Below are 18,803 nucleotides of genomic sequence, written 5' to 3' on the forward strand. Positions count from 1 at the left end.
AGGGGCCCGCACCGCGGGCCCCTCCCTCTCCCTGCCACACGGCTCCTGCCGTTCCCGAGAGAAAGCACCGCAGATGTCCTCAGCAGTCTGGCCCGGTCCGGCGGCCCGCCGGACCGGTAGCCGCGCAGGCAAGCGCCTGGCCGCCACGGTGAGTCCGATCGTCCAGGCGATCGTCGTGACCCTGCTCGTCCTGATCATCACGTTCTTCCTCATCCGGACGCTGCTCGGTGACCCGGCCGTCGTCATGATCGGGGGGAACACCGGCGCGAGCCCGGAGCGGATGGCGGCGCTCCGCACCGAGCTCGGACTCGACAAGCCGCTCCTGACGCAGTTCCTCGACTACGCAACCGGTCTTCTCCACGGCGACCTCGGCAACTCCTTCCAGCACCCGACCACCACCGTGGCGAGCGTCGTCATGAACGGTGCCGGGGTCACGTTCGCTCTCGTCGGTGTGACGCTCCTGATCTCGTGCGTCGTCGGCATCGGGGTCGGGCTGCTCGCCGCGGGCGGCAACTGGCCGGTGTTCGACAACATCATCCGCGTGCTCTCGCTGCTCGGTCTCGCGGCACCGGGCGCGCTGATCGGTCTCGTGCTCATCCTCACCGTCGCGCTGCGCGGAGGGCTGTTCCCCGCCGGAGGGTGGGGCAGCGGCTACCCCGACAACTTCCAGTACCTCATCCTGCCCGCGGTGACCGTGTCGTTCTGGCTGACCCCGATCATCCTCCGTGCGGTGCGCGAACGCGCCGGAGAGGTGCTGCACGAACCCTTCGCCGAAGCCGCCGCGGCGCGCGGCATGTCGCGGACCCGGCTGATGCTCCGCCACGTCGCCCCGAACTGCGCCGGTCCGGTGCTGGCCATCATCGGCGTCAGCCTGAGCTACCTGATCAGCGGTGCGGTCATCGTCGAGATCGTCTACGGCCTCCCCGGTATGGGACGGGCGATGACGACCGCAGTCGCAGCGCTGGACTTTCCCGTCATCCAGGGCATCGTCCTCCTCACCGGCGCAGTGGTCGTGGTGCTCAACCTGATCGCCGAGTTGGCCACGCGCGTGATCGACCCGAGGACCGCCCGGTGACCGCCGTCGTCGAGCCGCCCAACGTGGCGGCGATGCCCCGGCCCGCTTCCTCCCGTCGCCGTCTCAGCCTGAACCTCCGCGCCGAGCGGCTGGTCGGACTGACGATCGTCGCGGTCCTCGCCCTGGCGTTCATCATCGTTCCGATGGTCAGCTCGGTGTCGTCCTCCGACATCGCCGCGACGCCGCTCGCTCCGCCCAGCACCCACCATCTGTTCGGAACCGACCAGCTCGGCCGGGACATCTTCGTCCGCACCTTCGAAGCCGGCCGGATAGACCTCGGGCTCATCGTCGTCAGCATCGCCGTCGCGGCATTCGGCGGGGCGCTCCTCGGCCTGATCGCCGCCTACCTTCCGGCCGTTGGCCGTGTCGTGATCAGCAGGATCACCGACGCGACGATGGCGTTCCCGTACATCGTGCTCGTGATCGGGCTCGCCGCAGCGCTCGGCAACCGTGAGCTGATTCCTGGCCTGCCGCGCGGCGCCGCCGCGATCAGCATCGCGATCGCGATCGCGTGCTGGCCCCCGTACACCCGGCTGACCATGTCCCACGCCCTCCTGCTCCGGGAGCGGGACTCCGTCGTCGCCGCCCGCGTCCTCGGATACGGACCGGTGCGCATCCTGTTCCGGCACATCGCCCCGGCGCTGGTGTCGATGAATCTGTCCTACGCCGCGACGCAGGCGGTCGCGACGACCGCGCTGGTCGGTTCGCTGGCCTTCCTCGGCGTCGGCATCGTCCCGCCGACACCCGAACTCGGTCAGATGATGGCCGACAGCATCGCCCTGCTGCCGATCGCCTGGTGGGCACCGATCATTCCCGGCCTTGTCGTGCTCGTGCTCGGCGTCGGCTTCGCCCTCATGGCCGACTCCGCCGGTGGAAGGAACTCCCGATGACCGCTCTGCTCGACGTCCGCGACATCAACGTCACCATCGCACGGACGAAGGTGCTCACCGATGTGTCCCTCGCGCTCGACAGCGGTGAAGCGCTCGGCATCATCGGTGAGACCGGCTCAGGGAAGACCATGACCCTGCGCGCCGTCACGGGCCTGCTGTCCTCGGCCGGCGGCCGGATCGAGTCCGGCGCGATCCACGTCGACGGCCGCGACGTGACCCGTGAGTCCCTGCGGAGCCGGCAGCGCACCCTCCGCGGAATCGTGTCGATGGTGCCGCAGGCGAGCATGTCGAGCCTTGACCCGCTGCAGCGCATCGGCAGCCAGGTGCGCGAAGCCCTGCAGCAGACCCGGCGCACCCGGGCGACCGATGACGACGTCAACCACGCGCTCGAGGCGGTGCGACTCACCCCGACCGAAGAGCTGCTGCGCTCGCGACCCCACGAACTCTCCGGTGGGATGCGGCAGCGAGTGATGATCGCGCTCGCGCTCGCCTCCGAACCGCGCCTGCTCCTCGCCGACGAGCCGACCACCGCGCTGGACGCATCCGTCCGCTTCAGCGTGCTGAACCTCTTCACCGAGCTGCGGCGCGAGCGTCGGCTCGGGCTCGTGATCGTCTCGCACGACATCAACGCGATCGCGTCCGTGACCGATCGCGTTGTCGTCATGAACCAGGGGCGGGTGGTCGAGACCGGCCGCACCGCCGAGGTGCTCGGGAACCCACAGGATCCGTATACGCAGATGCTCGTCAGTGCCCTGCCGGAACGCACGCCTCGCGGGTACTACCTTCTGGCGCGCCCCGGGAGCGTCGGCTCGGAGGACGCCACCGACAGCGGGTACGTACCGGTGCCGGCCCGAGCGGAGCCGACCGGGAACGTGTCGACGGTCGAGGCTCGCGGGCTGGACTTCTCCTACGGCGACCGGCAGATCCTGCACGACATCTCCGTCCGCGTCCGGGCCGGCGAACGGCTCGGGATCGTCGGCGAGTCCGGCAGCGGGAAGTCCACGCTCGCCCGGCTGCTCACCGGCGTCCTCCCCTCGGACCAGGTGACCGTCGACGGCGGGCCGTGGCGCCGCTTCGGCGGCCGGCAGCCGCAGCGGCACGAGGTGCAGCTGATCCTCCAGGACCCGTTCGCATCCCTCACCGAAACGCAGACCGCGCTCGCGAGCGTCGAGGAAGCATGCCGGACGGTGCAGAAGCTGCCGCGGCGGGCAGCGCACGAGCGGGCCCTCGAACTGCTGGAGGCGGTCGGCCTCACCGGCGATCTGGTGCACCGGCGACCGGGCCGTCTCAGTGGCGGGCAGTGCCAGCGCGTCTCGATCGCACGCGCCCTGGCCGCGAATCCGTCCATCCTCGTCGCCGACGAACCGACGTCGGCGCTGGACCTGTCCGTGCAGGCGGGCATCGTGAACCTGCTGCTCACGCTGACCACGCAGCGTCCGCTCGGCCTCGTCGTCGTGTCGCACGACCTGGCGGTGATCTCCCATCTCTCCGACACCATCGTGGTGATGAAACAGGGGCGCATCGTCGAGGCCGGTCCCACCGACCAGGTCCTCTTCCGGCCTGAACACCCCTACACCCAGCAGCTGGTGTCCGCCAACCCCTGGCTCGCACCGAACGCGGCACCCGATCCGGACGTGGCCCCCGGTCCGAACGCGGCACCGGATCCGGACGCGGCCCCCGGTCCGGACGCGGACCGGCGAACCGGGACCCGCACGCTGGAACAGACCGACGCGTAGCCGTGATTCGAACCGAACCGAACCGAATCGAGTGCGGCGCTCGCGCGTCGAGTGCCGACAATGCTTGGATAAGATCATGTCCGTTGACCTGACTTCGGCGCCGCACACGAGCCACGATCGCGGCACACTCATCGCACGGATACGGGCGCTCCTCCCGTCGATGTCACCCACCCAGGCAGCCGTCGCGAACGTCGTTCTCACCAACCCCGCGGGTGTCGTCCGCATGACGGTCAGCGACCTCGCCACGGTGTCCCGAAGCTCCGTGGGCAGCGTGGTGCGGTTCTGCAAGGACCTCGGGCTCAAGGGGTTCCACGAGTTCAAGCTGCAGCTCGCGTCGGAGGCGCCGGCCGACGCCGCTGAGCACGACGTGGCACAGGACGGAACACCGAGCTCGATCATCGCGTCGGTGTTCCAGTCGACGTCCCGGTCGATCGCGGCGGCGGAATCGAGCATCGACCCGAAGGAGTTCGAGCGCGCGGTCCACGCGCTCGACGCCGCACAGCGGATCGTGCTCGTCTCGACCGGCCCGTCCGCGCCGTTGGCGATGGACACCGCCCTGCGGTTCCGCAGCGTCGGCCTGCCGATCGAGAATCCCACGGACCCGATCTCGCAGCACATCTCCGCGTCGATGCTCACCGCGGGTGACGTCTGCCTGGCGATCAGCCACACCGGCAGAACACGCGAAACGGTGGCCGCGGCGGAAGCGGCCCGTGATGCCGGCGCAACGGTCGTCGCGGTGACGAGCTTCTACCGCTCACCGCTGGTCGCGGCCTCGTCGGTAACCCTCGTCGCCGGTTCCGGCGAGACCCGGTTCCAGATCGAGGCGATGATGAGCCGGTTCATCCATCTCGCGGTCCTGGACGCGCTCTACTCCGCGGTGACCGCGGAGAACGCCGAACGCACCCTGCGCGGCGCGGCGTTGTCCGCGCGCGCCGAAGAGACGCACCGTATCTGACCGCGCGCTCCCCCTCTGTCCGGCCGTTGCCGGGAGTGGGGGAGCGCCTTCGTTGTGCGCCGTGCGCCGGGACACAACGAAACGGCGCGGCCCCCGGGACGAGGGAACCGCGCCGCGATCGCCGCTGACGCCTACGCCCACGCAGTGGGCTTGTCGAGCGCGTTGAACTCGAACTCGGTGAGCACGCCGTAGTGGTCGCTGGCGGTCGGGTACTCGTTGAACACGACCTTGCTGCTGTTGATCACGCTCTCCACCTCCAGGTGGTTCTCCGTCGAGCCGGCGAACACATAGTCGATGCGGCGATGGTGCGGCTCCTGCACCCAGTAGTTCGGGACGATGCCCTGTGCGTCGACGACGCTGCGTGCCACCCACGGGCTGTCGGTCGTCCAGGTGTACCCGGGAGTGCCGTCCCCGGCGATCGCCCAGCTGTCGCGGAACGCCGCGCTGCGGCCGTTGATCGCGGACTTGCCGGTGTAGAAGCGGATGCAGTCCTGGTCGGGGGCCGCGTCGAAGTCGCCGGCGAGGATCGTCGGCGCCGCCTGGCGTCGCCGCTCCTCGAGTTCGGTGATGAACAGCGCCTGCTCGACGCGGGCCGCCTCGCGGGTGAACTTGAAGCTCGGCCGGGCGCCGAGGAAGAGCATGTCCACGCCGATCGGGAGAGGCACGACCGCCTCCCACACATACGGGCCCTCCTCAGCCGGGAGCTGGTGCACGTCGATGCTCTTCGGTGCCCAACGGGTACCGACGGCGGTGCCCCACGCGGGCCAGCCCACCGGGGTGTAGTCGGAGACGTGGTGCCAGTGCAGGGGCGAGTTGTCGGACACGAGCTGGAACACGTCACGCTCCGGGGTGCGCACCACCTCCTGGAGGAACACGATGTCGGCGTCGAAGGTGCGCAGCCCCTCGAGCAGAAGGGAGTCCCGCTTCTCACGGTCCCGCGGGTCCATCCAGATGTTGAGGGTGAGCACGCGGAGGTTCATTTTCTTGGACATGTCGCAACCCTAGGAGCCTTCGATGAACAATCTTCCACCCATGACTAAACGATGGAAGTAACCTCAGCGGCTTCGTCAGTGTCCGCCGTGGTCGTTGAACTGGTCGAAGTCGATGTCGAGCTCCACGCGATCGGCGCGGAAGCGTGTGCTCGTGTACTGCAGCGGCGTGCGGTCGACGAGCGTGTTGACGGACCGCACGACCAGGACGATCGATCCCGCCGGAAGGTTCATGTCCTCGGTTTCGGTCCCATTCGCGATGCGGGAGCTGACCGCGCTCCAGGTGCGGACGTAGTCGTCGATGCCGACGGCGCGAAGCGCCTTGGTGATGGACCGGGTCTGCCGTAGATGGATGTCGAGGTCCGGCGTCAGGGCGACGTCGAACCAGGAGGTCGACCGTGCGACCGTGGTCCCGTTCACATCGGAGACGGTCTCGACCTGCAGCGCGGGCCGTCCGTCGAGCCGCAGCCGGGTGGCTGCTTCGTGAGGTGGGTTTGCCACGATCTCCGCGGCGATGGGCCGGATTGACGTTGCGCCCGCCCGGCCGATGCTGTCGCTGAGGCGCGTGCGCAGACTGATCCGGTGCACCAGGAGTGTGTGCGGGACGACGAACGTGCCGCTGCCCTGGCGTGTCGCCACGAGACCTTCGGCGGCGAGAGCCGCGACAGACTGGCGCACGGTGTTGCGGTGCACGCCGAATCGGTCGGCGAGCTCGCCTTCGGTCGGCAGTTTCGCTTCGGGCGGGAACGAGCCGTCGACGATCTCGCTGCGGAGCTGGTCGGCGATGAGGCGCCACGTCGAGTAACCGGTGGCAGAACGTGTGACGCGAGACATGATGCATCGAACACTACCGCCTGTCTGTGGCCTCGCGGACAACCCGACCGCGAGTTCACCTCGCATCCATCCCATATTCGTCTAGCTAGATGGACAAATCTGCGATGGCTCGTTACGTTTCGATTCGTCCAAAGAGCCAGACAAATCTGGAGGCACGAGTGACGAGTCCGACTGAGGCACATGCGGCGCGAAGGCGGTGGATGCGAACCCTTGCGCAGGCGTCGCCCCATCAGCTCGCCGACGCCTGGGGCGCCGGGGAGGCGAAGCCCGAGATCGAGGCGATCCGCGGCCCCGAAACGGGCCTGGTCATGGTCCGCGGCCGGGTGGGCGCCGGCGGGGACCGGTTCAACCTCGGTGAGGCGACGGTGACCCGCGCCACGGTACGGCTGCACGGCGGGCCGCTCGCGGCGGACACCGTCGGCAGTGCGTATGTGCTGGGGACCGACCTTGAGCACGCCTGGTTCGCGGCGGCGTTCGACGGTCTGCTGGCGGACGAGCGGCTGCGCGCGCAGGTGCTCCACGACGTGGTCGCGCCGCTGGAGCGTAGCCAGGCGTCCTACGACGACACCCGACACGCAGAAGCGCGCAGCACCAAGGTTGACTTCTTCACGGTCGCAAGGGAACACGAATGAGCACCCCGTCCACCACTGCGCCGGCGCCCGGTTTCGCCGATCCGTCGATGGAGGCGCAGCGCGTGTTCCGCGCCGTCCTCGACGCGCTCGCCCACCCCGGCCGCTCGTATCGGATCGCCGGTCCGGCTCAGGCGCCAAAGGCGCTCGGCACGGGGCTCGCGGCCGTCGCGCTGACCCTGTTCGACGAGGACGTGTCGGTGTGGCTGCACCGGACGCTGGCGGAGAACCCCGACGTCACCTCGTACCTGGCCTTCCACACCGGCGCGCGGACGACGAACGGGCCCGGGTCGGCGAACTTCGTCGTCGCCACCCCGGACACGCTCCCGGCGCTCGATGCGCTCGCGCTCGGCACCGATGAGGCGCCTCACCAGTCGGCCACCATCGTCCTCGACGCGCGGACCCCCGGCGTCGGGGCACGCTTCACCGCGACGGGTCCCGGCATCGACGGCCGGGTCGAGATCGAGGCCCCGTGGGCACCCGAGGGGTTCTTCGCCGCGTGGACCCGCAACGGCGCGCTGTTCCCCCGCGGCGTCGACCTGCTCGTCGTGAGCGACGACTGGGTCGTCGCACTTCCTCGCACCACGCGTCTCAGCGCGGTGTCCGATCAGGATCAGGAGGTCTGATGTACGTCGCAGTCAAGGGCGGTGAGAAGGCGATCGCCAACGCCCACGCGTTGCTCGCCAAGGAAGGCCGCGGTGATCCCGACATCCCGGCGATCAGCCAGGAAGCCGCCGCCGGCCAGCTGCCGGTCCTGGTGTCCCGGGTGATGACCGAAGGATCCCTCTACGACCCGAAGCTCGCGGCACGAGCAATCCTGCAGTGCCAGGGCGACGTGCTCGAAGCGATCACGCTGGTGCGTTCCTACCGGACCACGCTGCCGCGGTTCGGCTACTCCGAACCGATCGACACGGCCGAACTTCCCCCGCAGCGACGCGTGTCCGCAACGTTCAAGGACATCCCCGGCGGGCAGCAGCTCGGTGCCACGTTCGACTACACGCACCGACTGTTCGCCGACCCCACCAGCGACGGCCCGACGGACCCCGACGCCGATGCCGTGCCGATGCCGCGCGTGTCCGACCTGCTCGGCTCGGGCGCCCTTCTTGAGCCGGACCGCGCCGCGGACTGGACTGACCCGGAACCGGCCGACCTGACGCGCGAACCCACCGTGTTCCCGATGACCCGGGCGGAGCGGCTCCAGGGACTGGCACGCGGCGACGAAGGGTTCCTGCTCGCCCTCGGGTACTCCACCCAGCGCGGGTACGGGAGCACGCACCCGTTCGCCGGTGAGATCCGCGTCGGAGAGGTAGAGGTCGAGTTCGACGCACCCGAGCTCGGCTTTCCGGTGCCGCTCGGCCGGATCGAGGTCACCGAATGCCAGATGATCAACCAGTTCACCGGTAACGCGGACACCCCCGCTCAGTTCACCCGCGGCTACGGGCTCGTGTTCGGCCGCGGCGAGCGCAAGGCGATGTCGATGTCCCTGGTCGACCGTGCCCTGCGGGCGGACGAGTTCCAGGAGCGGATCGTCGCCCCCGCGCAGGACGAGGAGTTCGTGCTCAGCCACGCCGACAACGTGCAGGCCGCGGGCTTCGTGGAGCACCTCAAGCTCCCGCACTACGTCGACTTCCAGGCCGAGCTGCACCTCATCCGGCAGTTGCAGCGCGACTTCCACGACAACGCCGGAAGCAAGCAGGAGACGAACGCGTGAGCGCCCAGCAGGTCGAGTACAACATCGGCTACCTCGACGAGCAGACGAAGCGGATGATCCGCAGGGTGCTGCTCAAGGCCGTTGCGATCCCCGGGTTCCAGGTCCCGTTCGCGTCCCGCGAGGTGCCGCTTCCCCGGGGCTGGGGCACCGGCGGCGTGCAGTTGACCGCGGCGATCATCGGCTCCGACGACACGCTCAAGGTGATCGACCAGGGCGCCGACGACACCACGAACGCCGTGTCGATCCGTGCGTTCTTCAACTTGGTGGCGGGCGTGCCGACCACGACCCGCACCGAGGACGCGACGATCATCCAGACCCGGCACCGCATCCCCGAGACGCCCCTCGGCGAAGGGCAGATCATGGTCTACCAGGTGCCGATCCCGGAGCCGCTGCGCTTCCTCGAACCCCGTGAGACCGAGACCCGGCGCATGCACGCACTCCACGAGTACGGGCTGATGTACGTCAAGCTGTACGAGGACATCGCCAAGTACGGGCACATCGCCAAGACGTACGACTACCCGGTGCTGGTGAACCACCGGTACCTGATGGCGCCGTCGCCGACGCCGAGCTTCGACAACCCGAAGCTGCACCGGAGCCAGGCGCTGCACATCTTCGGCGCCGGCCGGGAGAAGCGCATCTACGCCATCCCGCCGCACACCGACGTCGAAAGCCTCGGCTTCGAGGACTATCCGTTCGAACCGCAGAGCTTCGACCAGCCGTGCGCGATCTGCGGGTCCACCGGCGTGTATCTGGACCAGATCATCACCGACGACGCCGGCGGCGTCATGTACGCCTGCTCGGACAGCGACCACTGCGAGCGCACGGCCGCCCGCGCCGACAACGAAGAGGCCACCGCATGAGTGACGAGCGTCCGCTCCTCGAAGTACGAAACGTCAGCCATCGATACGGCGACCGGTTCGGCTGCCGCGGCGTCGACTTCGATCTGTGGCCGGGCGAGGTACTCGCGGTCGTCGGCGAATCCGGCTCCGGCAAGTCCACCTTGCTCGGCACCCTCTCGCAGCGCCTCGACACCAGCGAGGGCAGCATCCGGTACCGGCTCGACGACGGTGACGTCGTGAACCTCGCGGAACTCAGCGAAAGCGCGGTGCGCCGGCTCTGGCGCAGCGAGTGGGGCTTCGTGCACCAGAACGCGGCGGACGGGCTCCGCATGCACGTCAGCGCGGGCGGCAACGTCGGTGAGCCGCTGATGGCCAACGGGTGGCGCCACTACGGGCGCATCCGCGCGGAGGCGACCGACTGGCTCGAACGCGTCGAGATCCCCCGGGACCGGGTCGACGACACCCCCGCCGCGTTCTCCGGTGGCATGCGGCAGCGGCTGCAGATCGCCAGGAACCTCGTCGTCTCACCGCGCCTGGTGTTCATGGACGAGCCGACCAGCGGCTTGGACGTGTCCGTGCAGGCACGCCTGCTCGACCTCATCCGCTCGATCGTCAGCGACCTGGGGCTGGCCGTCATCATCGTCACGCACGACCTCGCCGTCGCCCGCCTGATCTCCCATCGAACTCTGGTGATGAAGGGCGGCCGGGTCATCGAGTCCGGTCTGACCGACCGGGTACTGGACGATCCGCAGGCCCCGTACACACAGCTGCTCGTCTCCTCGATCCTGCAAGGGTGACCATGACCACCGACCAGCCGACCCTCGCCGTCTCCGGCCTGGACAAGACCTTCACCATGCACCTTCAGGGCGGGCAGCGACTCGCCGTGCTGCGCGGGCTCGACTTCGATGTGCACGCCGGGGAGTGTGTCGTCCTCGGCGGCGCGTCGGGCGCCGGCAAGAGCTCGATCCTGAAGATGGTGTACGGCAACTACGCCGTTGATCGCGGCAGCATCCGCCTTCGCGCCGGGAACATCGACGTCGACATCGCGACCGCGAACCCCAGGGAGATCCTCGCCGCCCGTCGCCAGGCCATGGGGTACGTCAGCCAGTTCCTGCGCTGTGTGCCCCGTGTGCCCGCCCTCGAAGTCGTCGCCGAACCGCTCGTCGAGCGGGGCGTCGACGCCAAGGAGGCGAACGAGCGCGCCGCCGAACTGTTGTCCCGCCTCGGCATTCCGGACCGCCTGTGGGGGCTTCCACCGGCGACGTTCTCCGGCGGCGAGCAGCAGCGGGTGAACATCGCGCACGGCTTCATCGCCGACCTGCCGATGCTGCTCCTGGACGAGCCCACCGCCTCCCTCGACGCCCACAACCGCCGTGTGGTCGTGGAGTTGATCGCCGAGAAGATCGAAGCGGGCACCGCGATGCTCGGGATCTTCCACGACGCGGAGGTCCGCGAAGCCGTCGCGGACAGCGTCGTGCCGGTCGAGGACTTCACCCCGATGAGCAAGGCGGCGGTGTGAGTCACCGCTACGCGATCTACGCCGTACCAGGCATGGGAAGCACCGACGCCACAGAAACGCTCCTGTGCGAGCGCGCGGAATCCTGGCTCGGGCGCAGCCTCACCGGCCGCGCCACCCCCCAGGGCGTGCCGGACGGGTGGACACGGACAGCCGTCGACCGGATCACTCACGACGCGCGCCGGTACGGCTTCCACGGCACCCTCAAAGCACCCTTCCGACTCGCCCCCGGACACACCGTCGACGACGTCGCCACCGCCACCGCACAACTGGCCGCATCGACCGCGCGGGTCACGATTCCGCGGCTCACGATCAGCCGAATCGGCCGGTTCTACGCGCTCACCCCTGGCGAGGACGCGCCGGCCCTGCACGCGCTCGCCGCGTCCGTCGTGACGGAACTGGATCAGTTCCGGGCGCCGGCGACACCCGAGGAGCTCGCGCGGCGAAAACCACACACGCTCACGGAACGCCAGCGCACCCTGCTCACCGAACTCGGATACCCCTACGTGCTCGACGAGTTCAGGTTCCACCTCACCCTCACCGATCGTGTGCCGGACGACCGGCTGGACCAGGTCGAGCAGACGCTGCGGCACTGGTTTCGTGACTGCCTCGACCGGAACGTCACCCTCGCCGCGCTCGCCCTCTTCGTGGAATCCGAGCCCGGCGCCCCGTTCCGCATCCACTCACTGCACCCGCTGGAAGGTTCCCGATGACCCATGACGAACTCGTTCTGACCAATGCCCGCGTGGTGCTCGGCGATGAGGTCATCGTCGGCTCGGTGGTCGTCCGGGACGGCCGGATCGCCGACATCGGCACCGGCATCGTGGCGGCAGGTGAGGACCTCGACGGCGACTACCTGCTGCCCGGCATCGTCGAACTGCACACCGACCACGTCGAGTACCACATGCGTCCCCGGCCCGGCGTGTACTGGGATGCGCTGCCCGCCGTGCTCGCGCACGACGCTCAGCTGACGGCCGCCGGCGCCACCACTGTTCTCGACGCGGTCCGGCTCGGGTCGGAGCCGAGCAACCGCGAGACGGCGGCCCGGTCGGCCCGGCGACTGACGGACGCGATCACGACCGCGGCAGCGGCCGGAGCGTTCCGGGCCGACCACTCGATCCACCTCCGATGCGAGGTGTCCGCCGAGGACTGCCTGGACCGGTTCGAGGAGTTCGCGGACCACCCGCGCGTGCTCCTGGCGTCGCTGATGGACCACACCCCCGGCCAGCGCCAGTTCTACGACCTCGCCGCGTTCAAGAAGTACTACATCGGCAAGGGGCTCGTGTCCGAGAGCAACGTCGACGCGTACGTCGACGAACTCGTGCGCGAGGGGCGCCTGCACGCCGACCGGAACCGCCACGCCGTCGCTGAGGCGGCGCGCCGGCGCGGCATTGCCCTTGCGGCGCACGACGACGCGACGACCGAGCACGTGAAGGAGTCCGTCGGACTCGGAGTGCGCATCGCCGAGTTCCCCACCACGATCGTGGCCGCCGAGTCCGCCGTCGCCCACGGCCTGTCCGTCGTCATGGGCGCGCCGAACATCGTGCGCGGCGGCAGCCAGTCCGGGAATGTCGCCGCGTCGGCGCTCCTCGAACGAGGACTGCTCCATGTCCTCTCGTCCGACTATGTGCCCTCCAGCCCGTTGCAGGCCGTGTTCCAGCTCGTCGCCGACGGCACGGTGCGTCTTGAGGACGCCGTCAAGCTGATCAGCTCCCATCCCGCCAAGGCCGTCGGTCTGGACGACCGGGGCGACATCACTCTCGGCAAGCGCGGTGACCTGGTCCGTGTCCGCACGCACGCGCTGCCCGGCACCCCGGAACACCCGGCGGGGCTGAGCGTGCCGATCGTCCGCTCCGTGTACCGGCAGGGCGTGCGCGTCGCATGACCACGCAGAAAATCGGCCCGGGCAGGTTCGTCGCGGTCGTCGGTGCGAGCGGCGTCGGCAAGGACGCGCTCATCGCGGAGACCCGACGCCATGCGGGTCCGGACGTTTCCCTGCCACAGCGGCACATCACACGTGCACCCGGCCCCGGCGAGAACCACCTCCCGGCGACCGCGCAAGAATTCCGGATCGCCTCCGAGGCGGGCCACTTCGCGATCGAGTGGAACGCACACGGCCTGCGGTACGGGATCCCGATCGCGATCGACGACGACATCAGGGACGGACGCTCCGTCGTCGCGAACGTGTCCCGATCCGTGCTCGACGAACTGGCGGCACGCTACGAACACCTCGTCGTCGTCCGCGTCACGACCTCCGAAGCGGTCCGGGCGAGCCGACTGCGGACCAGGGGCCGGGAGGACGCTGACGACATCACCCGACGGCTGCACCGCCCCGACCCCGCCCCGGACTACACGGTGGACGCGGAGATCCGCAACGACGGAACCATCGCGGACGGCGCCGCCGCACTGCTGCGCGCCATCCGGACAACGCCGCGCCGCACCTCCGCGCCGGACGCCGTCTCCGAATCGGTCATCGGACCGGGCGCGCTGCCGGCGGCAGGGATCGTGCACGAGGGCTCGACCGTCGTCGCCGGCACACTCGGCCGGTACACGGAGGTCGGGGAGGGCTCTCGGCTCGCCGATGTCGAGCTGGGTGACTACAGCTACTGCGACCGGTACTGCGACCTTGCGAACACGACCGTCGGGAAGTTCTCGAACATCGCGAGCTTCGTGCGGATCGGCGCGACCGACCACCCGCTCGACCGGGCGAGCCTGCACCACTTCATGTACCGCTCCGCGAAGTACTGGCCCGACGCCGAGGACGACGCGGAGTGGTTCGCGAAGCGGCGCTCCCGCCGGACGACGATCGGGCACGACACGTGGATCGGGCACGGGGCGCAGGTCAAGCCGGACGTCGTCGTCGGGAACGGGGCGGTGATCGCGTCGGGCGCCATCGTCACGAAGGACGTCCCGCCGTACGCGATCGTCGCAGGTGTGCCGGCGCGGGTCATCCGGTTCCGGCAGCCGCCCGAGATCGCGGAGCGGCTGGAGCGGCTCGCCTGGTGGGACTGGGACCATGCCACGCTCCGCGAGCGGCTCGACGACTTCCGCACGCTGAACGCTGTCGAACTGCTTGACCGCTATGAGCCCTGATCCTCGGCGTAGTCGGCTCAGCGACGCCGATGGTCGGCGAACAGCATGGTCAGATCTCTACTGGTCAGATCTCTGGTGACGGAAGCCGCACGACGGTCGGAGCGCCCTCCTTGGGATTCGGGCCGCTCCGACCGTCGACGGTCGCTGTTCCGATCCTCTTCGAGGTCGATCCGCCGCCACCGCAGTACGGTCCGGCCCGGCCCCGCTGCGGTCGGTGATCCACGGCCCGGAGGCGGCATGAAACGGCTATTCGTGTAGAAATGTGTCATGCGCGAGGTTTCAGGTCAGGGCCGGCGCAGGTTGTCCCTGCGCTCCCTGCTGAGTGTGCGCAGCCTCGCTGGACAGATGTTTCTTCTGGTGCTGGCGGTCGTGATGGTGCTCGTCACCGCCGCGCTGGTGCTCCTCGTGGTGCAGGCTCGGCACGAAAGCATGTCCGAGGCCCAGCGCCGGACGCTTGTCGCCGCCCAGATGTTCGCAAACTCTCCCGGGGTCCAGACGGCCCTGGGGACCACCGACCCGACGGCGGCGCTGCAACCGCGCGCCGAGGCCGCCCGAACGGCTGCCGACGTCGACGCCCTCATCGTGTACGGGCTGGACGGGATCATCCTCGCCCACAGCGACCCGAGTCAGGTCGGGAAACGTGTCATCGGCCCCTACGCGGAAGCGGCGGGCGGCACGGCCTTCACGAGGACTTTCGAAGGGTCCCTGGGGCTGTCCGTGATCTCGGCGGTCCCCGTCAAGAACGCTGACGGCTCGGTGGTCGCCATCGTCTCCTCCGCGGTCAGGGTCCGGGAGGTGCACGACGTGGTGAACCGGCAACTGCCGGTGCTGTTCGGGAGCGCGGCTGGGGTTCTTGCCCTCGCCGCGGGCGGGACCGGGCTGGTGAGCCAGCGGTTGCGGCGGCAGACACATGGCCTGGGCCCGGCCGAGATGACGCGGATGTACGAGCACCACGACGCGGTCCTGCATGCGGTGCGGGAGGGCGTACTGATCATGGGGGGTGACGGCCGACTGCTGCTGGCCAACGATGAGGCCCGGCGGCTGCTGGAACTGCCGGCGGACGCGGAAGGGCGCCACGTCACCGTTCTGGGTCTGGAGGAGGACCTCGCCGGCCTGCTGGCCTCCGAGCGCGCGGCCACCGACGAGGTCCACCTGGCGGCCGACCGTCTTCTCGCGGTCAACAAGCGGCCCACCACCCCCTATGGCCTTGCCAGCAGTGTGGTGACGATGCGGGACACCACCGAGCTGCGGGCACTGTCCGGCAGGGCCGAGCGAGCACGCGAACGGCTGAGTCTGCTCTACGACGCCGGGGTGCGGATCGGGAGCACGCTGGATGTGACGCGCACCGCCGAGGAACTGGCGCAGGTAGCGGTCCCCCAGTTCGCTGACATCGTCACCGTCGAGCTGCTGGACCCGGTCCTGCATGGCGAGGAGCCGCCCGAGGCGAGCACCGAAATGCGCCGGGTCGCGCTCGCGGGCCTGGACCAGGACCATCCTCTCTACCCGGTCGGCGAGCTGATCCGGTTCATCGCCGCCCACCCCGTCTCCGCGGGACTGGATGAAGGCCGATCGGTCCTGGTGAAGGACCTGAGCGCCGTTGACGGCTGGCGCGACCAGGACCCCGAACGGGCGCGGCGGATCCTCGCCCACGGCGTACACTCCCTGCTCGTCGTGCCGCTGCGGGCCCGCGGTGTGGTGCTGGGTGTGGCCGACTTCTGGCGGGCGGCCACCTCCGCGCCGTTCGAACAGGAGGATGTGTCCTTCGCCGAGGAGCTGGCCGCCCGGGCTGCGGTGGCCATCGACAATGCCCGCCGTTACACCCGGGAACACACCATGGCCGTCACGCTGCAGCGCAGCCTGCTGCCCCGCGACCTGCCCGAGCAGTCCGCCCTCGAGGTGGCCTACCGCTACCTGCCCGCCATGGCCGGGGTGGGCGGGGACTGGTTCGACGTCATCCCGCTGCCCGGCACCCGGGTCGCCCTGGTGGTCGGTGATGTCGTCGGCCACGGCCTGCACGCCGCGGCCACCATGGGCCGGCTGCGCACCGCCGTGCACACCTTCTCCGCCCTCGACCTGCCTCCGGACGAGCTGCTGGGCCATCTGGACGAGCTGGTGACCCGCATCGACACCGACGAGGCCGCCGAGGAGGACGGGCTGGGGATCACCGGGGCCACCTGCCTGTACGCCATCTACGATCCCGTCTCCGGACGGGTGGCTGCCGCCACCGCAGGCCATCTGGGGCCGGCGGTGGTCCACCCCGACGGGACCGTGGCCTTCCCCGAGCTGCCCATCTCCCCACCGCTGGGCCTGGGCGCCGGCCAGCCCTTCGAGAGCGCCGAACTCACCCTGTCCGAAGGCTCCCGGCTGGTCCTCTACACCGACGGTCTCGTCGAGGACCGCACCCGCGACCTGGACACCGGCCTGGAGGTGCTGCGCGCCGCCCTGACCGGGCCCGACCGCACCCCCGAGGCCACCTGCGCCACAGTGATCGAAGCACTGCTGCTGGCCCGGCCCAGCGACGACACCGCTCTGCTGGTGGCCCGCACCCACCGGCTGGACCCCGCCCAGGTCGCCGAGTGGGAGGTGTCCCGCGACCCGGCGGCGGTGGCCCCGGTCCGCACCGCCTGCGTCGGCCGGCTGGCGGACTGGGGCCTGGAGCAGACCGCCTTCACCACCGAGCTGATCCTCAGCGAACTGATCACCAACGCCATCCGCTACGGCACCGAACCCATCACCGTCCGGCTGCTGCACGACCGCACCCTGATCTGCGAGGTCTCCGACGGCAGCAACACCTCCCCCCGCCTGCGCCGGGCAAAGACCACCGACGAGGGCGGCCGCGGACTGTTCCTGGTAGCCCAGTTCGCCCACCGCTGGGGCACTCGCTATACACCCACAGGAAAGATCATCTGGACCGAGCAGGCCCTCCATGACGGCGCTGTCCCGGCCGGCGAGGACCTCGGCGAGATCATCCTCGACGCCTGGGACGACACGAAGCTGTGAGGGGCGCCATGGCCGCAACGGTGGCCGTGCGAACGCAAAGGCGGCCGTGCGAACGCCTCACTCGCACCACCCGGCCGCAGCCGTCCTGAGCGGGGCGCCGCACAGAACCGAGCCACAACTTCCCGCCTTGTCAGGTGCCCGCGCCGCACCGGGTAGGGCCCCCGGTCCCAGGCGCCAGCTTGGCCGGTACCCTCGCCCGGGAGATGATCGAGTTAGTCTGGGCTTGATGGTTGATGTATCTGCTGCGTCGACGCCGTAAGCCAAGGACGCCCCGCGTCGGGACACACGGACGAAGCCCGCAGCGAGAGGTGTTCTTTGCTGATTGCGGATTGGCAACGTATCCCTGTTTCTGTTCCTGCCCTGTCCCTCGCCCCTTCCTGGGAACGTTCGTGACTGCACCCCGTGTCCGAGCAATGGTCGTCCCCGGTTGCCTTGCCGTCGCGGCTGCCCTGGTCCTGGGTTCCTGCGACAACAGTCCTTCTGCCACACCCGAGAAGCCGTCGGTGGCCACCTCCGCCGAGAACGCGGGCGGCATGAAGGCACTGATCGCCGCGGCGAAGCACGAGGGCAGGTTCAACACGATGGGGATCGTGCGCGACTGGGCCAACGGCGGCGCCCTGCTCGACGGCTTCGAGAAGAAGTACGGGATCAAGGTCACGGACGAAAACCCGCAGGCCCTGAGCCAGGACATGATCGACGCCGTGCGGAGCCGCAGAGGCCAGGCCAACGCCCCCGACGTGATCGACCTCGGGGACACGTTCGCGCGGGCGGCAGCCCGACAGAACCTGCTCGCTCCGTACAGGGTCGCCGCGTACGACGCGATCCCGAACTACCAGAAGGACCCCCAGGCCCGCTGGGCCAACAACTTCGGCGGCTACATCTCCATCGGCTGCGACGCCAAACGTGTCAACAGGTGTCCCCAGACCTTCGCCGATCTGCTGAAACCCCAGTACAAGGGCAAGGTCGCGCTCGCCGGCGACCCCACCACGAGTGGTTCCGGCCAAGCCGCCGTGTACGCGGCGGCCCTCGCGAACAAGGGATCGTTCGACTACATCCAGCCCGGGCTCGACTTCTTCGCCAGGCTCAAGAAGAAGGGCAACTTCGACCCCGTCATGCCCATCACCGTGGCCACGATCGAGAACGGTCAGACGCCGATCAGCATCAGCTGGGACTACGTCAACCTCGGCTACACCGAAACGCTCCGCAGCAAGGGCGTGGCATGGCACGTCTCCATCCCCTTCGACGGCAGCTTCGCCCAGTACTACGCGGCCACGGTCAACAAGGACGCCCCGCACCCGGCGGCCGCACGCCTGTGGATGGAATGGATTTTCAGCCCCGAGGGCCAGAACATCCGGCTCGACGGCTACGCACGCCCGGTGCTGCAGGATGCCATGGAGAAGGACGGCACCCTCGACAAGACCGCCGCGGCAAGGCTGCCGATAGTCGAGGGCACACCGCAGTTCCCCACGGACGCGCAGCTGGCGATAGCGGGGGAAACGATCGCCCGGGGCTGGGCGAAGGCCGTTTCGGGGTGAC

17 protein-coding genes are annotated in these 18,803 nt (G+C 69.5%); 15 read left to right on the plus strand and 2 right to left on the minus strand.

What is annotated here, in order from left to right:
- The first annotated feature begins 73 nt into the window (after positions 1-73).
- The 4 genes from ACWEKM_RS28980 (at position 74) to ACWEKM_RS28995 (ending at position 4,656) form a co-directional block, all read left to right on the plus strand.
- Positions 74-1,075, plus strand: coding sequence for an ABC transporter permease (locus ACWEKM_RS28980; protein ID WP_451624202.1), 1,002 nt, complete (start codon positions 74-76; stop codon positions 1,073-1,075).
- The gene (locus ACWEKM_RS28985) at positions 1,072-1,965 is read left to right on the plus strand and encodes an ABC transporter permease (RefSeq protein WP_451624203.1); all 894 of its coding nucleotides are present in this window, start codon (positions 1,072-1,074) and stop codon (positions 1,963-1,965) included. Before ACWEKM_RS28980 ends, ACWEKM_RS28985 begins: the two co-directional genes overlap by 4 nt.
- Positions 1,962-3,701, plus strand: coding sequence for an ATP-binding cassette domain-containing protein (locus ACWEKM_RS28990; RefSeq protein ID WP_451624204.1), 1,740 nt, complete (start codon positions 1,962-1,964; stop codon positions 3,699-3,701). The genes ACWEKM_RS28985 and ACWEKM_RS28990 overlap by 4 nt, the downstream gene beginning before the upstream one ends.
- A gap of 76 nt (positions 3,702-3,777) precedes the next feature.
- Positions 3,778-4,656, plus strand: a complete 879-nt coding sequence (locus tag ACWEKM_RS28995) for a MurR/RpiR family transcriptional regulator (protein WP_451624205.1) — start codon at positions 3,778-3,780, stop codon at positions 4,654-4,656.
- Positions 4,657-4,787: 131 nt separating this feature from the next.
- Here ACWEKM_RS28995 and ACWEKM_RS29000 read toward each other — a convergent pair whose 3' ends face one another.
- Both ACWEKM_RS29000 and phnF read right to left on the minus strand, forming a co-directional pair.
- The gene (locus ACWEKM_RS29000; RefSeq protein WP_451624206.1) at positions 4,788-5,648 is read right to left on the minus strand and encodes an endonuclease/exonuclease/phosphatase family protein; all 861 of its coding nucleotides are present in this window, start codon (positions 5,646-5,648) and stop codon (positions 4,788-4,790) included.
- A 75-nt stretch (positions 5,649-5,723) separates the two neighbouring features.
- On the minus strand, positions 5,724-6,479 hold the full coding sequence (phnF, locus tag ACWEKM_RS29005; RefSeq protein WP_451624207.1) for a phosphonate metabolism transcriptional regulator PhnF: 756 nt from the start codon (positions 6,477-6,479) through the stop codon (positions 5,724-5,726).
- 104 nt (positions 6,480-6,583) lie between these two features.
- Between phnF and phnG the strand changes: the two genes are divergently transcribed.
- The 11 genes from phnG (at position 6,584) to ACWEKM_RS29060 (ending at position 18,802) form a co-directional block, all read left to right on the plus strand.
- Entirely contained in the window at positions 6,584-7,111 is a 528-nt protein-coding gene (gene phnG, locus ACWEKM_RS29010) for a phosphonate C-P lyase system protein PhnG (protein ID WP_451624208.1), read from the plus strand.
- On the plus strand, positions 7,108-7,734 hold the full coding sequence (gene phnH, locus ACWEKM_RS29015) for a phosphonate C-P lyase system protein PhnH (protein ID WP_451624209.1): 627 nt from the start codon (positions 7,108-7,110) through the stop codon (positions 7,732-7,734). Before phnG ends, phnH begins: the two co-directional genes overlap by 4 nt.
- Positions 7,734-8,819 carry a carbon-phosphorus lyase complex subunit PhnI gene (locus ACWEKM_RS29020; RefSeq protein WP_451624210.1) on the plus strand — a complete coding sequence of 362 codons (1,086 nt, stop codon included), beginning with the start codon at positions 7,734-7,736 and terminating at the stop codon, positions 8,817-8,819. The genes phnH and ACWEKM_RS29020 overlap by 1 nt, the downstream gene beginning before the upstream one ends.
- A complete protein-coding gene (locus tag ACWEKM_RS29025) occupies positions 8,816-9,679 on the plus strand; it encodes an alpha-D-ribose 1-methylphosphonate 5-phosphate C-P-lyase PhnJ (protein ID WP_451624211.1) in 864 nt (287 codons plus the stop codon). The genes ACWEKM_RS29020 and ACWEKM_RS29025 overlap by 4 nt, the downstream gene beginning before the upstream one ends.
- A complete protein-coding gene (phnK, locus tag ACWEKM_RS29030; protein WP_451624212.1) occupies positions 9,676-10,455 on the plus strand; it encodes a phosphonate C-P lyase system protein PhnK in 780 nt (259 codons plus the stop codon). The genes ACWEKM_RS29025 and phnK overlap by 4 nt, the downstream gene beginning before the upstream one ends.
- A gap of 2 nt (positions 10,456-10,457) precedes the next feature.
- Positions 10,458-11,177 carry a phosphonate C-P lyase system protein PhnL gene (phnL, locus tag ACWEKM_RS29035; RefSeq protein ID WP_451624230.1) on the plus strand — a complete coding sequence of 240 codons (720 nt, stop codon included), beginning with the start codon at positions 10,458-10,460 and terminating at the stop codon, positions 11,175-11,177.
- Positions 11,174-11,887, plus strand: coding sequence for a DUF1045 domain-containing protein (locus ACWEKM_RS29040; protein WP_451624213.1), 714 nt, complete (start codon positions 11,174-11,176; stop codon positions 11,885-11,887). The genes phnL and ACWEKM_RS29040 overlap by 4 nt, the downstream gene beginning before the upstream one ends.
- Positions 11,884-13,059: an alpha-D-ribose 1-methylphosphonate 5-triphosphate diphosphatase gene (locus ACWEKM_RS29045; protein WP_451624214.1), complete on the plus strand. Its 1,176-nt coding sequence runs from the start codon at positions 11,884-11,886 to the stop codon at positions 13,057-13,059. Before ACWEKM_RS29040 ends, ACWEKM_RS29045 begins: the two co-directional genes overlap by 4 nt.
- Positions 13,056-14,267 (plus strand): phosphonate metabolism protein/1,5-bisphosphokinase (PRPP-forming) PhnN, encoded by a 1,212-nt coding sequence (phnN, locus tag ACWEKM_RS29050; RefSeq protein ID WP_451624215.1) that lies wholly within the window; start codon positions 13,056-13,058, stop codon positions 14,265-14,267. Before ACWEKM_RS29045 ends, phnN begins: the two co-directional genes overlap by 4 nt.
- Positions 14,268-14,534: 267 nt before the next feature.
- Complete coding sequence (locus ACWEKM_RS29055; protein WP_451624216.1) at positions 14,535-17,267, plus strand: SpoIIE family protein phosphatase; 2,733 nt, start codon at positions 14,535-14,537, stop codon at positions 17,265-17,267.
- 389 nt (positions 17,268-17,656) lie between these two features.
- Entirely contained in the window at positions 17,657-18,802 is a 1,146-nt protein-coding gene (locus tag ACWEKM_RS29060; protein WP_451624217.1) for an ABC transporter substrate-binding protein, read from the plus strand.
- Position 18,803: the final 1 nt, after the last annotated feature.

The organism is Streptomyces sp. NPDC004752 (assembly GCF_053601275.1).

Bases quoted from the DNA above. Each gene is read 5' to 3' on its own strand.
- ACWEKM_RS28980 (WP_451624202.1), top strand. From the start codon at position 74: ATGTCCTCAGCAGTCTGGCCCGGTCCGGCGGCCCGCCGGACCGGTAGC.
- ACWEKM_RS28990 (WP_451624204.1), top strand. From the start codon at position 1,962: ATGACCGCTCTGCTCGACGTCCGCGACATCAACGTCACCATCGCACGG.
- ACWEKM_RS28995 (WP_451624205.1), top strand. From the start codon at position 3,778: ATGTCCGTTGACCTGACTTCGGCGCCGCACACGAGCCACGATCGCGGC.
- ACWEKM_RS29000 (WP_451624206.1), bottom strand. From the start codon at position 5,648: ATGTCCAAGAAAATGAACCTCCGCGTGCTCACCCTCAACATCTGGATG.
- phnF (WP_451624207.1), bottom strand. From the start codon at position 6,479: ATGTCTCGCGTCACACGTTCTGCCACCGGTTACTCGACGTGGCGCCTC.
- phnG (WP_451624208.1), top strand. From the start codon at position 6,584: ATGGCTCGTTACGTTTCGATTCGTCCAAAGAGCCAGACAAATCTGGAG.
- phnH (WP_451624209.1), top strand. From the start codon at position 7,108: ATGAGCACCCCGTCCACCACTGCGCCGGCGCCCGGTTTCGCCGATCCG.
- ACWEKM_RS29020 (WP_451624210.1), top strand. From the start codon at position 7,734: ATGTACGTCGCAGTCAAGGGCGGTGAGAAGGCGATCGCCAACGCCCAC.
- phnK (WP_451624212.1), top strand. From the start codon at position 9,676: ATGAGTGACGAGCGTCCGCTCCTCGAAGTACGAAACGTCAGCCATCGA.
- phnL (WP_451624230.1), top strand. From the start codon at position 10,458: ATGACCACCGACCAGCCGACCCTCGCCGTCTCCGGCCTGGACAAGACC.
- ACWEKM_RS29045 (WP_451624214.1), top strand. From the start codon at position 11,884: ATGACCCATGACGAACTCGTTCTGACCAATGCCCGCGTGGTGCTCGGC.
- phnN (WP_451624215.1), top strand. From the start codon at position 13,056: ATGACCACGCAGAAAATCGGCCCGGGCAGGTTCGTCGCGGTCGTCGGT.
- ACWEKM_RS29055 (WP_451624216.1), top strand. From the start codon at position 14,535: ATGCGCGAGGTTTCAGGTCAGGGCCGGCGCAGGTTGTCCCTGCGCTCC.